Genomic DNA, 15,844 nt, shown 5'->3' on the forward strand with positions numbered 1-15,844 from the left:
TCGATAGCACGCCGGGCGGTCCGCACGCCGCCGACGCGCACGATTTGCCGGAAGTTCTCCGGGATCGCCGGCGGGCGGGTGCTCACATACCTCTGCCGCGTCCCGCGCAGCCCGCCCCGCGCGGACCGTAGCAGCAGCCTCCGACAACTCGAATCATTCTGTCGGACAAGCCAAACGACCAGATAGGTAGACGTTTCCCGGCGCCCGAACTTGTCGGTGCCCAGGCGTAAATTGATCTCCATGACAAGCAACGGGAGGGCCGGGGATGGACGAGTCTGAGTGGGAGCGAGCGGCGGTGGTGCGTGTGTTGCCCACCGTCGCGCCGCGCAAGCTGGCGAAGGTGCCCTTCGTCGAAATGGCCGAGGGCCGGTTGCAGGGCGTGGTGTCCAGCGGCTCCGATATCGCACGGGTCTACGTGTCCTCGATCTCGGCCGCGACGCACGGGCTCAGCTGCAGCACCAACAACAACCGTCCCTGCGGCGGGTTGAACGGCGGCTGGCAGTGCAAGCACATCGACGCGCTGATCGCCGAGGCGGTCCTGCAATACGGGGTGGCCCGGGTCGCGGGTTTCCTGCGGGTCGAGGCCGCTACCGCCCGCGAGCTGACGGCCGCGCTGCGCGGTGCCCGCGAACCCGCGCCGGCGGCGGCCGTGTTCAGCCGCTTCCTGCGCCACCTGGCCTATCTGGAGCTGCCCGGCAGCGCCGCACCGATTCCGGAGCTGCAGTGGTTCCCCGCCACGGGGGTGGCGCGCTGATGCTCGCGACTCAACTGGCGCAACTCCTCGCCCAGCCGGCGGGTGTCCCCGAGGCGCTCGAGGTGATAGCGGGCTTCGACGCCGCCCTGGTGCACGGCTTCGCCCGCATCGGCGACGAGCAGGCCGCCGCCCTCGCCGCATTGGCCGGCGCCGTAGGCGGTTCGCCGCTGGCCGCACCGGTGGCCGCCGCGGTCGACAAGCTCGGCACCGGCTCGATCGGGCCGGAGGAGCTATCGGCGCTGGCCGCCGGCCGCGCGGCGCTGCTGGGCGCGGCGCACGACGCGCTCGCGGCGCAGGTCGACAGCGCCCTCGGGCGGCCCAGAGCCGAGTGGGTCGCCGGCGCCGCCGGCGCGACCGAGCCGGGAAATCTGATGGCGGGCTGCCGTTCCTGGCTGCAAGAACTCGCGATCACCGGCTGGCGCGGGGTCGACCACGATCTGGTCGCCGCGGCCGACAAGACCATCGAGGCGCTCTGGGCCGAGCCCGCGCAGCGCCGGCTCGCGGTGCTGCTGGATGGTCTCGCGGCCGAGCTGGGCGCGTCCTGTCCGGTCGCGACCATGGCCCGGGTACCGGCCAAGCGCTGGGCCGATCTGTGGGCCCGTGCGCTGCTGCTGTCCTGGCGGGGCCCCGAAACCGTGGTCGGCACCCCGGTTTCCGGGCGGCTGTTGATCCTCGGCGTCGATCTGCACGAGCACGGCACGGCGGTTCAGGCCCAGGTGCACGGAGTGCTCGAGGCGGCCGGGGGCGCGGTGCACCGGGTCCGGGTCAGCGTGTCCGCCGCCAAGGTCGACACCATCGTCGGCCCGGCGATCTGGCAGCTGCTCGGCGCGCACCCGCGGTTGCTGCAGGCTCTCGCCGAACACCGCGCCCTCGAGGTCACCGACCTGACGCTCACCGCGGGCGGCGATCTGCTCTGGCAGGACGAGCGGGCCGTCCTCGGCAGCGCCGCGGATCCGTTCGCCACCGCGCGCATTCAGCTCGCCGCGGCCACCGGCTCCGCCGCCGCCCCGCTCGATCGCGACCCGGTGCATCTGGCCGAGCCGGTCCTGCTGGAGGGCTACCGGGTCAAGGACGGCGCGCTCGAACTCGACGGTCACCGGCTGTCGCTCGAACTCGACCGGCTGCCGAGCTCGGGTCCGCTCACGCCGGGCCTGCTCACCGGCTCGGCGGCCTGCCTGGGGCTGCTGCGCTGGGAGGCCGGGCACTGGACGCTGCGCCCGCTGGCGGTGCGCAAGGCGGTCAAGGGCGTCGTCACCGACGCACACGCCGGGGACTGGGCTTGCGGGCCCACCGACCCGAAAGTGGTCAAGGCGCAGGCGAAATCGGGTGATTCCGTCACGGTGCTGCGGGAACGAGCGGGACGGCTGCTGCGCAAATGACATCCTCCATCGATGCCGCGGGCAGCGGGCGGGCGCCGGGCGCACCCGATGCCGCCGAGACCCAGCGGCAGATCCTCTACTGGCGTCTGCTGGCGGGCATCTTCGACAACGAGCCGCAGGCAGCGCTCGAATCGTCGAGCGTCGCCATCGTCGGCGAGCACGGCCTACCGGCCGCGCTGCTCGATCCCGGCGTCTCGATCGACACTGTCGTGCAACGCTTTCCGGACCTGGAGGCCGAGTTCGAGTCGCTGGGCGAGGCCGTGCGCGCGGCCGAGGAGCCGAGTACCACCGCGGCCACGAGCGCGGCCGAGCCAGCCGCGTCGCCCGGGGGCGGCACGGCCGCGCCGGAGTCCGGCGCGCCTCCGCTGATCGCCGCGTCCGAGTCGCCCGCCACGCACGAAGCGCCACCGGCCCCGCTGGCCGAGCTTCCGGGCGAAGAGGCCGCGAGCGCCGTCGGCACCGAGGAGGTGCGCAGCGCCGCGCTGGTGTCCAAGCTCCTGCTCAACGTGTTCGCGACCGGCTCGGGCAATGTCAGCGCCACCCAGCTGGCCTGCTGGCAACGTGACGCGGGCTATCTGCGGCGCCTGCTCAGCGACGAGGGCAACGGCGAATTGCGCACGGTGCTGGCGGGTTTGGAGGGTGACCTGGTCTCCCGGATGCGGTTGCGCGAGGTGCTCGCCGATCCGAGCCTGGCCGCGCAGCTCACGCCGAGCATGTCGCTGATCGAGCAGCTGCTGCGCGACAAGGCCAATCTGTCGGGCGTCGCGCTGGCCAATGCCAAGCTGCTGATCCGGCGCTACGTCGAGCAGGTCGCCGAGGTGCTGCGCACCCAGGTCCAGCAGACCAGCGCCGGCACACTGGACCGCTCGGTGCCACCCAAACGCATCCTGCGCAATCTCGACATCGATCGCACCATCTGGAAGAACCTGCCCAACTGGAACCCGAACGACGAGCGCCTCTACGTCGACCGGCTGTTCTACCGGCAGACCGCCAAACGCACCACGCCCGCGCGGATGATCGTGGTCGTCGACCAATCCGGCTCGATGACCGACTCGATGGTGAACTGCACCATCCTGGCGTCCATCTTCGCCGGGCTGCCGAAGGTGGACGTGCACCTCATCGCCTACGACACCCGCGCCATCGATCTCACGCCGTGGGTGCACGATCCCTTCGAGGTGCTGCTGCGCACCAAACTCGGCGGCGGCAACGACGGCCCGGTCGCGATGGCGATGGCCCAGCCCAAGATCGCCGACCCGAAGAACACCGTGCTGGTCTGGATCTCGGATTTCTACGAGTTCGACCGCTCCCAGCCGCTGTTCGAATCCATGCAGGCCGTGCACCGCAACGGGGTGAAGTTCATCCCGGTCGGCTCGGTCAACAGCTCCGGCCACCAGAGCGTCAACCCGTGGTTCCGGGAGCGCTTCAAAGCCATGGGCACCCCGGTCATTTCGGGCCGCATCCAGAAACTCGTCCACGAACTCAAGAACTTTCTCGACTAGGAGACCACTCATGTCCGACACCTTGCGCGCCCCCGCCGAAGTCAAATACGCCGACGAACTGGACTGGCTGGAATCCATCGACGACGGCCCCAAGCCGTTCGCGTGGCGGCTGAGCCCGAAGATGGTGCGGCTGTTCATTCTCGGCTCCGAACGCTCCGACGGCCTGGACCGCCAGGTCGATCAGAAGTGGTTCGGCGACCGCGGTTTCGTCGAGCGCAGCATCGTCACCCTGGCCTCGGATCGCGGCCTGCTGCTGATCGGCGATCCGGGCACCGGCAAGAGCTGGCTGGCCGAACTGCTCGCCGCGGCGATCAGCCGCAATTCCACGCTGGTCGTGCAGGGCACCGCCGGCACTACCGAGGACCACATCAAGTACTCGTGGAATATCTCGATGGTCATCGCCAAGGGCCAGTCCCGCGAGTCGATGATCCCCTCGCCGATCATGACCGCGATGGAGCACGGCGTCATCGGGCGCTTCGAGGAGCTCACCCGCTCCACCAGCGACGTGCAGGACGCGCTGATCTCGATCCTGTCCGAGAAGTACGTCTCCATTCCCGAACTCGACGACGACAACATCGTCTTCGCCAAGCCCGGCTTCTCCATCATCGCGACAGCCAACAGCCGGGACCGCGGTGTGAACGATCTGTCCTCGGCGCTCAAGCGGCGCTTCAACTTCGTCCGCGTCCCGGTGGTGACGAACAAGCGCAGCGAGGCCGAGATCGTGCGATTCCGCACCGCCGAACTGCTGCGCCGGCATCAGATCGAGCTGGAGGTGCCGCCCACCCTGCTCGACATCCTGCTGGATTCCTTCGCCGACCTGCGCGCGGCGGCCGCGGCCGCCGGCAGCGACGACGAGAAACTCGAGTCGGCGCTGTCCACCGCCGAGCAGATCGGCGTGCTCGAGGACGCCATCCTGCACAGCCAGTTCTTCGGCGACAGCACGCTGCGGGCCAACACCCTGGCGAGTTCGCTGGTCGGCTCGCTGGCGCGGCGGGCGCCGGAGGATCTGGCCATTCTCAACAAGTTCTGGCACGGCGTGGTCGAACCGCGCTCCAAGAACGGCGGCGGCGACTGGACGCAGTTCCTCGAGGGCGGCCGGGACGCGATCGCGAGGCTCTCGTGACCGCACCCTTCGACGCGCTCCGCGACCAGCTCACTTCCGCCGCGACCCGGTTCGCCGGGGCCGGCGCCCCGGTCGCCGACATCCTCACCGGCATCGTCGACGATGTCGACCGCGCACTGCGCGAGGAGCTGGAGATCTTCCCGGTGTGCCACCACTCACCCGCCTCCGCGCTGGCGATGGCGCGCCGGTTGCGCGAAAAGCAGCCCAGGGTCATCTATCTGGAGCTGTGCGAGGATCTGCGGCCGATCCTGGACGAGCTGCGCAACTGCAAGCTGCCGGTGGCGGTGCAGGCTTGGGCCGGTGAGGTGGACGGATTCCCCAAGCAGTGGGCGCCGCTGTCGGTGGTCGCCCCGATCACCGAGGCCTCGGCCGAGTACCAGGCCATCGCCTACGCGCTCGACACGCCGGGTGTGGAGCTGGTGCTGGTGGATCGGTCCACCGATCACGTCTTCCAGTGGACGCCCGCCGAGCCGGCCGAGGCCAGCGCCGTCGAGGACGAGGAATCCGGACTGCACGGCGACGCCGTGGGTATCGAAATCGGTGACATGCGCCCGCATTTCGCCGAACTGGAAGAGCACCTGCTGCACCACGGCAAGGTCCGGCACTGGTCGGAGTGGTGGGATCAGTACGTCGAACAGCCGCTGGCCGGCGCCGATTACGACACCTACCGCCAGGTGATGGTGTTGATCGGCAGCCTGTTCCGCCGGCTGCGGCGCGGCGATCTGGACCGCGACGAGGATCGGGAACGCTACATGTGGACCCGCATGCGCGAGCACCTCGCCGCCTCCGGCGCCGATCCGGCGGCGTGCCTCTACATCTGCGGCGCGTTCCATGCTGCCAGCCGGGTCGAGCAGTTCGGGCTGGCATCGCGGGCGCCGTTCGAGATCAGTCCGCGCTCGGCCACGGTCTGGCAGTACGGTCTGATCCCGTCCAGCCACTCCGCGATCGAGGCGCAGTTCGGGCTGGCGGCGGGCTCGGTGTCGATCGCGGCGGCGACCTGGTCGAAGGGGCTGCGCCGCAACGGGATCAGCCCGTTCCAGCTGAACGGGCAGGCCAAGTCACCCGCGCGGCGTGGCAAGGTGAAACCGCTACCCGCGGCCACGCCCGCGGGCGAGACCGACAAGCTCTCCGGATTCCTGTCCAGTCCCCCGCGCCTGGACAATCTGGACGAGGCCGAACTGCTGGAATGGTCGGTCGACATCGTCCGGCTGGCCCGGCGCAACGGCTACCTGGCCTCGACGGCCGACGCGATCGCCATCTTCGAGACCTCGATCCTGCTGGCGGGCATGCGTAATCGGGCTCGCCCGACGCCGTACGACTTCCAGGACGCGGCCATCACGTGTATCGAGAAGGACCACACGCCGGGCCGGCGCGATGTGCGCCGGCTCTGCGAGATCCTGCTCGGCGGCGACCGGATCGGCCAGGTCGGCTACGCGGCGCTGCCGCCGCTGGCCCAGGACGTGCTGGACCGGCTCGCGCCGCTCGGGCTGGATCTGAACAAGCGCACCGTGCAGCGCTGCCTGCTCGACCTGCAGACCGACCAGCATCTGCAACCTTGCTCGGACCTGCTGTGGATTCTGCGCCGGCTCATGCCCGCCGAGGCGGTCCGGCCGATCATGGGCGCGCGGGCGCTCGGTGAGCGCTCGATCCAGGAATCCTGGGATCTCGCGATCGGCAAGTATCAGCGCGATCTGGTCCAGATCGGGTACGAGGGCGTCACGCTCGAGCAGGTGCTGGAGCAGCGCCTGCGCCGCGCCGTCGCAGATCCCGACGCCACCGCGGCGGTGGCGCTCGCCGCGGTGACGGACGCGCTGCTGTATCTGGATTCGACGCGGCTGGCCGACGAACTCGGCGCCCGCGCGGTGGAGTTGCTCGCCACGGAACGTTCGGTCGACGACGCGCCCGAGGTGCTGCGCCGGATCCGGTTGCTGCTCAACTACTTCCGCGCCACCGACGCCGGTCTGCCGGAGTGGTGCGGCAGGTTCGTCACGGCGGGCTACGCGCACTACTGCACCCTGCTGCCGACGGCCTTCGCCGACGAGGACACCGGTGTCCGGCCGGTGGCGGCGATGCTCGGGTTCCTCTTCGGCATGGAGAATCTGGCGCTCTCGCTGGGCTGTGATCACACCCAGCTCGAACTCGCCGTGCTGCAGTCGCATCCGGAGGCGCCGGCCAAGGTGGCGCTGCTCTGGGCCACGCGCTACCAGCTGGGCTTGCTCACACTGGCCGAGTTGCGGACGCGCTGCGACGACATGCTGGCCAATCCCCTGGTCGTCCCGGCGTTCCCGAACTATCTGACCGGGTTCATCCAGGCCATGGATCCGGTGCCGACCTTGAAACCGTTCATCGTGGAGGTGCTGTCCAAGGCGTTCGGCCGACTGCCCGACGCCGTGCTGCTGCCCTGGCTGCCGAAGCTGATCACCACGCTGAAAGGCCAAGCCGCCGAGCTCATCCCGGCGCTCACCCGGGAGGCGGGCCGGACCTTCCCGGCGACGCTGCCCGCGATCGACGCGTGGGTGCCGCCGTGGCTCGCTGGGCCGAAGCCGGTCGCGGCGCTGCCGGTGGCTGCCGGCGGCCCGGTCGGCGATCTGCTGCGCGCGCATCCCGACACCTGCGACGCGCTGGCCGAGTTGCTGGGGCACCCGGGTTCCTGGGCCACGGTGGGGCCCGCCGCCGATCCGGCGCTGACCGCCCTGCTGGCGCGGCACCCCGCCACCGCCGACGCGCTCGCGAGTCTCGTCCCGAGCGTCTGAGCACCCGAGCGCCCGAGCACCGAAGTCGCTGACAGCCCGCACCAGCCGCTGCGGGCTGTCCGCACTTCCGAAAACGACGGCCTGGCGCGAACTTCGGGCACTATTGCGGGGTGGGGTTGAAAGAGATCAAGCCGCGCGGGGTGCTGGGAAAGCTCAAGCCGCGCGGGGTGCTGCGAAAACTCGAGCCACGCGCGGTGCAGGAAAAACTCGAGCCGCGCGGGGTGCTGCGAAAGCTCAAGCCGAGCGCGGTGCAGGGAAAGCTCAAGCCACGCGCGGTGCAGGGAAAGCTCAAGCCACGCGCGGTGCAGGGAAAGCTCAAGCCGCGCGCAGTACTGCGATGGTCGGCGATCGTCGTGCTGGTCGGCGCGCTGACCGTGCTCGCTTCGATCGGCTGGGTGCGCTTCCGGGCCGGCGGCCACGAATACACCGCCGGGGCGGTGCCCGCGACCGATGTGGCGATCGTGTTCGGCGCGCAGGTCTACGACGACGGCGAGCCCTCGCCGTACCTGGCGGCCCGGCTCGATATCGGCCAGCGGCTGCTGGAGACCGGCAAGGTGAAAGCGATTCTGCTGACCGGGGACAACGGCAGGCGCACCTACGACGAGCCGGAGGCCATGCGCCGGTATCTGGTGCGCAAGGGCGTACCAGCGGCCAAGATCGCGCTGGACTACGCCGGATTCGACACCTACCAGTCCTGCACCCGGGCCTACAAGATCTTCGGCGTGCGCCGGGCCATCGCCGTCACCCAGGATTTCAGCGTGCCGCGCACGGTGGCGCTGTGCCGGGCGGCCGGAATCGAAACCGACGCGGTGGCCGATCACAGCCAGCCGCACGAGGGCGTGTGGATCAAGTGCTGGGTGCGCGACCAGATCGCCTCGACCAAAGCGGTGTGGGAGATGGCGACCGAACCGGACCCGAAATTCCTCGGGCGCGAAGAGACTTCGGTCCGCGACGCGATGGCGGCGAGCCCGCGCTAGCCTCAGCCGCCGGAGACGATGCAGGCGTAGCCGAGGTGGGTGCCCGTGCCGACTCGCACGTCGACGACGGCGGTGACGACATCGTCCGGGGCCTGCACGACGCTGATCGTGTGCACGCCCGGGGTCGCGGGGACCCAGTTCAGCAGGACGGTGCCGCCGGACGGGCGCAGCGTGCGCAACGGAATCCCGTTGTCGTAGAACTGGACCGGGGCGACCGGATCGGTCACGAACGCCTGGACCGTGTAACTGCACCCGGTGCCGTAGTTGGTCGAGGAGCCGAAGTTGATGTCGGGCAGCACCCGGACGCCCGTCGCGGTCGCACCCGCACTCGGCGCGGCCAGCAGCGCGACCGCCGAGGCGGCGGCGCAGGCGGCCGCGAGCAGGCCGATCCGAGCGGGTATGTCGATGATCCGGTCACTCATGGCGGAGTCCCTCGTCGCGCGGTGCCAGCGCACCTCGATGGAGCTGCGTCGGCTGATCCAGTGCGCCTGATGCTAGCCGCTGGGCATGCGCCGAGACGGTTGTTCGCCGCAGCGCGTCCAGCGTGGCCTCGACAGCGGCAGCGTCGTCCCAGCAGCAGCCTGCGTGATTCCCCAGAGCCCCGCGTGGTCCCAGCAGCCCGCGTGGTCCCGACAGCAGCCTGTGTGGTCTCGACAGCGGCACGCGCCGTCCCAACAGCAGCCTGCGTGATTCCCCAGAGCCCCGCGTGGTCCCAGCAGCCCGCGTGGTCCCGACAGCAGCTTGCGCGGTCTCGACAGCGGCACGCGCCGTCCCAACAGCAGCCTGCGTGATTCCCCAGAGCCCCGCGTGGTCCCAGCAACCTGCGTGGTCCCGACAGCGGCTTATGTGGTCCCGGCAGCGGGCCCGCGCCGAGCACGGCGGCACCGCTGACCACCGCGTGGTTCCGGCACGGGCCACGCCGAGCGTGTCGGCGCCAGCCGTTAGCTGTTGCGAGGGGCCGCCGCGGCCGCGCCGTCACCAAGGCTCCGGCCGCTGCATCGCGCCGGGGCGACCACGAATCACTGTTCGCGAACGCACCGGCGCGATGCCAGGCAGGATCGTCGCACCGGCGCCCGGCCGAGACTCGGCCGAGCACAGGGCGCTCAGTCCATCAGCACCGCGATCGGCTGCGCGACGCACGCCGGTTTCGCGCCACCCTCGATCTCGATGATGACCCGCGTCGAGACCTGTGCGCCGGCGGATTTGCGCTCGATCGCGAGCAGTTCCACGCCTGCGCGCACCCGGCTGCCCACCGGGACCGCAGCCGGGAACCGGACCTTGTCGGAGCCGTAGTTGACGGCCATCTTCAGACCGTCGATCCGATAGACCTCCGCGACCAGCATCGGCAGCAGCGACAATGTCAGATACCCGTGCGCGATGGTGGTTCCGAAGGGCCCCTCGGCGGCCCGCACCGGATCGACGTGGATCCACTGGTGGTCGCCGGTCGCCTCGGCGAACAGATTCACTTGTTCCTGGGTAATGGTGTGCCATTCGCTGTAGCCCAGGTGCGTGCCCGCCGCCTGCTCCAGCTCGGCGATACCGTCGAAGCTTCGCATGGCGTCAGCAGGTCGGTCCGCCGGCGACGTAGATGACCTGGCCGGAGACGAATCCGGCCGCCTCACCCACGAAGAACGACACCGTGTTGGCGATGTCCTCGGGCTGGCCCACGCGCTGCACCGGGATCTGGCTCGCGGCCCCGGCGATGAACTGGTCGAACGGCACGCCGACCCGCTCGGCGGTGGCGGCGGTCATATCGGTCTGGATGAAGCCGGGCGCGATCGCGTTCACGGTGACGCCGAACTTGCCCAGCTCGATCGCGAGGGTCTTGGTGAAGCCCTGCAGACCGGCCTTGGCCGCCGAGTAGTTGGCCTGGCCGCGGTTGCCCAGCGCCGAGGTGCTGGACAGGTTCACGATGCGGCCCCACTTGGCCTCGGTCATGTACTTCTGGGTGGCGCGGCTCATCAGGAACGAGCCGCGCAGGTGCACATTGAGCACCGAATCCCAGTCCAGCGCAGACATTTTGAACAGCAGGTTGTCGCGCAGGATGCCCGCGTTGTTCACCAGCACGGTGGGCGCGCCGAGTTCGCTCGCGACCCGCTGCACGGCCACCTCGACCGACTGCTCGTCGGAGACGTCGACGCCGACGGCGAGGGCTTTGCCGCCGGCGGCCTCGATGTCGGAGACCACGGGCTTGCATGCGGATTCGTCGAGATCCAGGATCGCGACCGCGAAACCGTCGGCGGCGAGCCGGCGCGCGGTGGCCGCGCCGATACCGCGCGCGGATCCGGTGACAATGGCTGTGCGGGTCATAGAGACTCCTGACGTGAATGGGCGTCGTTCGAGACATACGTTACGAGCTGTATTATTCACCCGGTGCGCAACCCCCCGTCCACTCGTTCGCCCGGCCGTCCGGCATCCGCGACCCGCGAGCAGGTCCTCAACCTGACTCGCCGAGCCTTCCTGGCCGGCGAGCGCGTCGACGTTCAGGCGATCGCCGCCGAACTGGGCCTGAGCCGCGCCTCCATCTACCGCTGGTTCGGTTCCCGCGACGGCCTGCTGGGCGCCATGCTGGTCCAAGAATACGAGGGCTTGATCGCGCGGGCCGACGCGCGCTGCCGCAGCCACGGCGCGCAACGCGTGCTCGAAGTCTTCGACCGCGTCGCCCGCTGGGAATCCGACAACGAACCCTTCCGCCGCTATTTCGAGAACGAGCCGCTCTCCGGCCTGCGCATCATCACCGCGGGTGACGGCCCGGTCCAGACGAGAGCCATCGCCGCCGTGGAAGACCTGATCGCCCGCGTCGAAGCCGAAGACGGCTACCAGCCACCCCTGGAACGCCCCCTGCTGGCCTACTCCCTGGTCCGCCTCGCCGAAGCCTTCCTCTACAACGACCGCGCCGCCGGCATCCGCGGCGATGTCGACCGCCTGCGCCAGGTCGTCGCCGTCCTCGTCGGCGCGAATCCCGACGCGCACCAGCCCCCGGCCAACCCGCACGCTGACCGGCCGAGGCAAACCGGGCGCCCACGGAACGGCCGACAGTCCGCGCCCACAGCCGAGCCGCCGCCTCCGAACAGCTGACGGATCGAGCTCGCGGCAGATTCAGTGCGACTCGCGGAAGCCGCGGGGCGGCAGCCACCCTGCCGAACGGCCTACACCCGACCGACAGAGGCGCCGCAGCGCAGGCATCACCCTGGCGGAAGCCGCAGGGGCGGCAGCCACCCGCCCCAACGGCCTACACCCGACCGACAGAGGCGCCGCAGCCGCAGTCCGGTTCACCCCGGCGGTAACCCGCCCGAATCACCTAAACCCGGCTGAGCAGCGGCGCGACGAACTCCTCGAGCATCGCGCGTTCCTCGTCGGCATCGCGGCCGGGAACGGTGAGCAGCGAGACGATCACGCGGGTGAGCCAGCGGGCCAGCGGTGGGGGCTCCGCGCCGTGTGCGCCGAGGAAGTGGCCTGCCATGGCTTCGATGACCGCGGAGGACTGGCCGATATCGCCGGCGAAACCGGCGTTGGCCGGCGTGAACCAGGCGATCAGCAGCGGATCGGCGCGCACCGCGTGCACGGCCGCGAGCATGGCGGCGACGATCCGTTCCGCCGGATCCGCCACCGCCGCGACCTGCTCGGTGACCGCGGCCCCGAGACGGCGCGCCTCGCGGTGCACGAACGCCTGCCGTAGCGCCTGCCGGTTGTCGAAGTACCGGTAGACGGTCGCCCGCGAGCACCCCGCCGCCCGGGCGACCTCCGCCATGCCGGTTTCGGCGACACCGCGTTCGGCGAACAGATGGCCCGCCGCGTCGAGTATTCGCTCGACCGCCGCGTCGGTCCGCTCGTCCCGCAGCCAACTCGTCACCGCCGCACCACTCTTCCGCTCATGTCCGGAACCCGCATTCTCCCTCGACGACGGCCGCGCTCACCCCCGCACCTGGAACGGCACGTTCGTGGGCCAGCGCACGTAATTGCCTTCCGACCAACGCACCCCGTCGAGATCGACGCTGAAATCCGGGCATCGGGCCAGCAGTTCCTCCAGTGCCACCCGGGCTTGCAGCCGCGCGGCGGCCGCGCCGAGGCAGTGATGATTGCCGTGGCTGAAGGTCAGGATCTGGCGCGGCCGGCGCCGGACGTCGAGTTCGCCCGCGTCGGGGCCGAATTCGCGTTCGTCGCGATTGGCCGAGGCGTACAGCAGCAGCACGCGCCGCCCGGCGGGAATGATCGTGTCGTGCAGTTCGACGTCGCGCCGCACGGTGCGCGCGAGCCCTTGGGCGGGTGAGGTGAGCCGCAGGAATTCCTCGACGGCGTCCGGGATCAGGCTCGGGTCGTCCAGGAGCAGGCGACGTTGATCGGGCCGCTGGTGCAGCAATTGCACTGCGCCGCCGAGGTTTCCGGTGGTGGTGTCGTTGCCGCCGGTGATCATGGTGAAGGCGAAACCGAGGATGGCGAGGATGCCGGCGAAGTCGCCGTCCGCGCCCATGCCCGCGGCCACGAGATGGGAGACGGTGTCGTCGCCTGGTTCGGCGCGGCGGCGCTCGATCAGCCCGGTGAAGTAGCCCAGCAGCTCGCCGACCGCCGCCTGCGCGTCGGCGACATTGCCTTGCGCCGAGGCGGCGACGATCGACTCGGTCCAGCTGTCGAAGTTGGACCGATCCTGTTCGGGCACACCGAGATAGTGCGCGACCACCATGCTCGGCAGCGGCTTGAACAGCTCGGTGACGATATCGCCGCCGCCCGCGGCGCGCAGCCGCTCGACCCGCTCGATCACGAACTCGCGCACGGCCGGTTCGACGGCGCTCACCTGCCGGGGCGTGAACCCTTTGGCCACGTGCTTGCGGAACTCGGTGTGCTCGGGCGGATCGGTGAAGACGAACGGCCGATTCTCGCCGAGCCCGACCTTTTCCAGGTCGCGATAGTCGACGGTGAGGCCCGAGGCGGAGGAGTACGTCGCGCAGTCGCGCGCGGCCTCGTAGACGTCCGCATACCGCGAAAGCACGAAGTAGTCGGACCCCGGATCGTCGTCGGGGACCACGTGGTGCACCGGATCGTGGTCGCGCAGAGCGGCATACATCGGCCACGGGTCCCGCCAGGTCACCCCCGACCGCAATTCGAACCGGACGCTGCTGGACAACCCTGACGACATGTCGTCACGGTAAGACAGTTCGGCATTTTTGTCTAGAACACGTTTCACTCGTGCGGCGTGAGCCGCCCGGCGAGGTGATCGACGGCGACATGGGCGTGCAGCCGCACGCCGACCACCAGGGTGTCGTCGTCGGCGTAGAAAGCCGGATTGTGGTTCATCGCCATGCCGCGCCCGCCGGGCGCCGGGCGCGGCATCCCCTGCGGCCCGATCTCCGCGTCCTGCACGCCGAGGGTGACGTACAGCCCGCCGTACTTGCCGACGAACTCCGAGACATCGTCGTAGCCCAGCGTCGGCGCGGTCTCCAGCACCCGCTCCGCGCCGGCGACCCGCCGGAAGGTGGGCAGCCCGGCCGTCACCCACGCGGCCGAGTTGTGCACGGCGGGCACATCCTGCAGGAATTCGACGGTGGCCGAACAGTTGTAGGCCTGCGCGGTATGGGTGGCCAGCGTCTCGACCCGCTGCCGCACCTCCGCCATGTCGGCTTCGACGGCGCAGCGGATGGTGCCCCAGAGCGTGACCGTCTGCCCGATGATGTTGAACCGGCCGACGTCCTCGACGTGGCCGATGCTGACCGTCACCGGATCGAAAGCGTTGATCTGCCGGTACAACTGGCCGATGCCGGTGAGCACCGCCCCGGCGGGCGGCATCGGATCGATGCCCATCCACGGCGTCGACCCGTGCACCTGCTGACCAGTGATCTCGATCTTCACCAGGCACGACGCCCCGAATTGATTGCCCACGCGATAGCCGATGTAGCCCTTCGGATAGGGCGTGACGTGGAAGCCGAACGCCATCGTCGGCTCCGGGTCGTCGAGCGCGCCCTCGGCCAGCATCTGCGCGGCGCCGCCCCGCTCGTCCACCGGCGGCCCCTCCTCGGCGGGCTGGAAGACGAAAAGCACGGTGCCCGGCAGGCTTTCGCGGACCCCGGCGAGCACCGTGGCCGCGCCCAGCAGCATCGCGGTGTGGCAGTCGTGCCCGCAGGCGTGCGAGACCGGGAACGGACCGCCGGGGTAGTTCTCGTCGACCACGGTCGAGGCGAAATCCGCTCCGCACCGATCCGGCACCGGCAGCGCATCGATGTCCGCGCGCAGCGCGACGACCCGATCCCCCGCCGCGCCACCGCGCAGCACACCCACCACGCCGTGCCCGGCGATCCCCGTGCGCACCTCGTCCAACCCCAGCGATCGCAGGTGCTCGGCGATGAGCGCCGCCGTCGCGCTTTCCCGATTCGACAGCTCCGGGTGCTGGTGCAGGTGCCGCCGCCAGCGCACCACCTGCTCGGCCACCGCGGCGGCACGCTGGTCCAGTTCGGCGTAGTCCGGCTCCGGCATCTCAGCTCCGTTTCCTGGCGTGACGGCGGTCGATGCCCACTATGCCGTACCCCGACCGACAGATGGCTAACATTTGGCTAACTACCTGCTGCGCGATGTCGCAGCCTCGTGGTTGAGTCGGGGGATGTGCCGAACCATCAGCGAACTGGATGCCGCCGTCGCCGAGTGCCGCGCCTGCCCGCGGTTGGTGGCCTGGCGGGAGCAGGTCGCCCGGGACAAGCGCGCCGCCTTCCGCGACGAAACCTATTGGGGGCGGCCCGTTCCCGGCTTCGGGCCGGACGACGCCCGGCTGCTGATCGTCGGGCTGGCGCCCGCCGCGCACGGCGGCAATCGCACCGGCCGCATGTTCACCGGCGACCGCAGCGGCGACGTGCTCTACGCCGCCATGCACGCGGTGGGGCTGGCGAATCAGCCGACGGCGGTGCACCGCGACGACGGCTTGCGGCTGCTCGGCGCGCGCGTCACCGCGCCCGTGCACTGCGCACCCCCGGACAACAAGCCACTGCCGGAGGAACGCGACCGCTGCCGACACTGGCTCGACACCGAACTCGATCTGCTCGCGCCCATGGTGCGCTCGATCGTGGTCCTCGGCGGCTTCGGCTGGCAGGCGCTGCTGCCGGTGCTCGATGCGGCGGGCTGGGCCATTCCCCGGCCGCGCCCGAAATTCGGCCACGGTGTCCGGATCACGTTGTCCCCCAGGTCCGCCGACCGCGCGCCGCTGCACGTCTTCGGCTGCTACCACGTCAGCCAGCAGAACACCTTCACCGGCCGCCTCACCCCGGCCATGATCGAGGACGTGCTCGCCGCCGCCGCGAAAGCCGCGGGCCTCACCCCCGCGGACCCGCCACTGCCCGGGTAAGGGCGAACGCGACATTTGCGGGACACCCGGACAGA

General features: G+C 70.3%; 14 protein-coding genes. 8 read left to right on the forward strand and 6 right to left on the reverse strand.

Features of this window, described 5'->3' with window-relative positions:
• The first annotated feature begins 265 nt into the window (after positions 1-265).
• From AB0I43_RS29925 to AB0I43_RS29950, 6 genes are all read left to right on the forward strand, one after another.
• The gene (locus AB0I43_RS29925) at positions 266-754 is read left to right on the forward strand and encodes a hypothetical protein (RefSeq protein WP_357433023.1); all 489 of its coding nucleotides are present in this window, start codon (positions 266-268) and stop codon (positions 752-754) included.
• Complete coding sequence (locus AB0I43_RS29930; RefSeq protein ID WP_357433024.1) at positions 754-2,133, forward strand: hypothetical protein; 1,380 nt, start codon at positions 754-756, stop codon at positions 2,131-2,133. Before AB0I43_RS29925 ends, AB0I43_RS29930 begins: the two co-directional genes overlap by 1 nt.
• Positions 2,130-3,632, forward strand: a complete 1,503-nt coding sequence (locus AB0I43_RS29935) for a VWA domain-containing protein (RefSeq protein ID WP_357433025.1) — start codon at positions 2,130-2,132, stop codon at positions 3,630-3,632. Before AB0I43_RS29930 ends, AB0I43_RS29935 begins: the two co-directional genes overlap by 4 nt.
• Before the next feature lie 10 nt (positions 3,633-3,642).
• Positions 3,643-4,755: an AAA family ATPase gene (locus AB0I43_RS29940; protein ID WP_357433026.1), complete on the forward strand. Its 1,113-nt coding sequence runs from the start codon at positions 3,643-3,645 to the stop codon at positions 4,753-4,755.
• Positions 4,752-7,508 carry a DUF5682 family protein gene (locus tag AB0I43_RS29945; protein WP_357433027.1) on the forward strand — a complete coding sequence of 919 codons (2,757 nt, stop codon included), beginning with the start codon at positions 4,752-4,754 and terminating at the stop codon, positions 7,506-7,508. Before AB0I43_RS29940 ends, AB0I43_RS29945 begins: the two co-directional genes overlap by 4 nt.
• 110 nt (positions 7,509-7,618) lie before the next feature.
• Positions 7,619-8,485 (forward strand): ElyC/SanA/YdcF family protein, encoded by an 867-nt coding sequence (locus tag AB0I43_RS29950; protein ID WP_357433028.1) that lies wholly within the window; start codon positions 7,619-7,621, stop codon positions 8,483-8,485.
• A gap of 2 nt (positions 8,486-8,487) precedes the next feature.
• On the opposite strand, the gene AB0I43_RS29955 is transcribed toward AB0I43_RS29950, so the two are convergent.
• From AB0I43_RS29955 to fabG, 3 genes are all read right to left on the reverse strand, one after another.
• Positions 8,488-8,907, reverse strand: a complete 420-nt coding sequence (locus AB0I43_RS29955) for a hypothetical protein (protein ID WP_357433029.1) — start codon at positions 8,905-8,907, stop codon at positions 8,488-8,490.
• Positions 8,908-9,588: 681 nt separating this feature from the next.
• Positions 9,589-10,041, reverse strand: a complete 453-nt coding sequence (locus tag AB0I43_RS29960; RefSeq protein WP_357433030.1) for a MaoC family dehydratase — start codon at positions 10,039-10,041, stop codon at positions 9,589-9,591.
• 4 nt (positions 10,042-10,045) lie between these two features.
• A complete protein-coding gene (fabG, locus tag AB0I43_RS29965; RefSeq protein WP_357433031.1) occupies positions 10,046-10,795 on the reverse strand; it encodes a 3-oxoacyl-ACP reductase FabG in 750 nt (249 codons plus the stop codon).
• A 63-nt stretch (positions 10,796-10,858) separates the two neighbouring features.
• Between fabG and AB0I43_RS29970 the strand changes: the two genes are divergently transcribed.
• On the forward strand, positions 10,859-11,563 hold the full coding sequence (locus AB0I43_RS29970; protein WP_357433032.1) for a QsdR family transcriptional regulator: 705 nt from the start codon (positions 10,859-10,861) through the stop codon (positions 11,561-11,563).
• Between the two features lie 223 nt (positions 11,564-11,786).
• Here the strand turns inward: AB0I43_RS29970 and AB0I43_RS29975 are convergent, their stop codons facing one another.
• Genes AB0I43_RS29975 through AB0I43_RS29985 form a run of 3 tightly spaced genes read right to left on the reverse strand, consistent with a single transcriptional unit; the run spans position 11,787 to position 14,950 of the window.
• Positions 11,787-12,338, reverse strand: coding sequence for a helix-turn-helix domain-containing protein (locus tag AB0I43_RS29975; RefSeq protein WP_357433033.1), 552 nt, complete (start codon positions 12,336-12,338; stop codon positions 11,787-11,789).
• Between the two features lie 60 nt (positions 12,339-12,398).
• Positions 12,399-13,619, reverse strand: coding sequence for a cytochrome P450 (locus AB0I43_RS29980; protein WP_356977284.1), 1,221 nt, complete (start codon positions 13,617-13,619; stop codon positions 12,399-12,401).
• A gap of 44 nt (positions 13,620-13,663) precedes the next feature.
• A complete protein-coding gene (locus tag AB0I43_RS29985) occupies positions 13,664-14,950 on the reverse strand; it encodes an amidohydrolase (RefSeq protein ID WP_356977286.1) in 1,287 nt (428 codons plus the stop codon).
• Between the two features lie 124 nt (positions 14,951-15,074).
• Between AB0I43_RS29985 and AB0I43_RS29990 the strand changes: the two genes are divergently transcribed.
• Positions 15,075-15,809: a uracil-DNA glycosylase gene (locus AB0I43_RS29990; protein ID WP_356977288.1), complete on the forward strand. Its 735-nt coding sequence runs from the start codon at positions 15,075-15,077 to the stop codon at positions 15,807-15,809.
• Positions 15,810-15,844: the final 35 nt, after the last annotated feature.

It is taken from the genome of Nocardia sp. NPDC050435 (genome assembly GCF_040655395.1).
Lineage (GTDB): Bacteria > Actinomycetota > Actinomycetes > Mycobacteriales > Mycobacteriaceae > Nocardia.

What these genes read in the sequence shown, in the direction of transcription:
- AB0I43_RS29985 (WP_356977286.1), bottom strand. Translation starts at nt 14,950, where the DNA reads ATGCCGGAGCCGGACTACGCCGAACTGGACCAGCGTGCCGCCGCGGTG.
- AB0I43_RS29935 (WP_357433025.1), top strand. Translation starts at nt 2,130, where the DNA reads ATGACATCCTCCATCGATGCCGCGGGCAGCGGGCGGGCGCCGGGCGCA.
- AB0I43_RS29925 (WP_357433023.1), top strand. Translation starts at nt 266, where the DNA reads ATGGACGAGTCTGAGTGGGAGCGAGCGGCGGTGGTGCGTGTGTTGCCC.
- AB0I43_RS29990 (WP_356977288.1), top strand. Translation starts at nt 15,075, where the DNA reads ATGTGCCGAACCATCAGCGAACTGGATGCCGCCGTCGCCGAGTGCCGC.
- AB0I43_RS29940 (WP_357433026.1), top strand. Translation starts at nt 3,643, where the DNA reads ATGTCCGACACCTTGCGCGCCCCCGCCGAAGTCAAATACGCCGACGAA.
- AB0I43_RS29960 (WP_357433030.1), bottom strand. Translation starts at nt 10,041, where the DNA reads ATGCGAAGCTTCGACGGTATCGCCGAGCTGGAGCAGGCGGCGGGCACG.
- AB0I43_RS29930 (WP_357433024.1), top strand. Translation starts at nt 754, where the DNA reads ATGCTCGCGACTCAACTGGCGCAACTCCTCGCCCAGCCGGCGGGTGTC.
- AB0I43_RS29955 (WP_357433029.1), bottom strand. Translation starts at nt 8,907, where the DNA reads ATGAGTGACCGGATCATCGACATACCCGCTCGGATCGGCCTGCTCGCG.
- fabG (WP_357433031.1), bottom strand. Translation starts at nt 10,795, where the DNA reads ATGACCCGCACAGCCATTGTCACCGGATCCGCGCGCGGTATCGGCGCG.
- AB0I43_RS29980 (WP_356977284.1), bottom strand. Translation starts at nt 13,619, where the DNA reads ATGTCGTCAGGGTTGTCCAGCAGCGTCCGGTTCGAATTGCGGTCGGGG.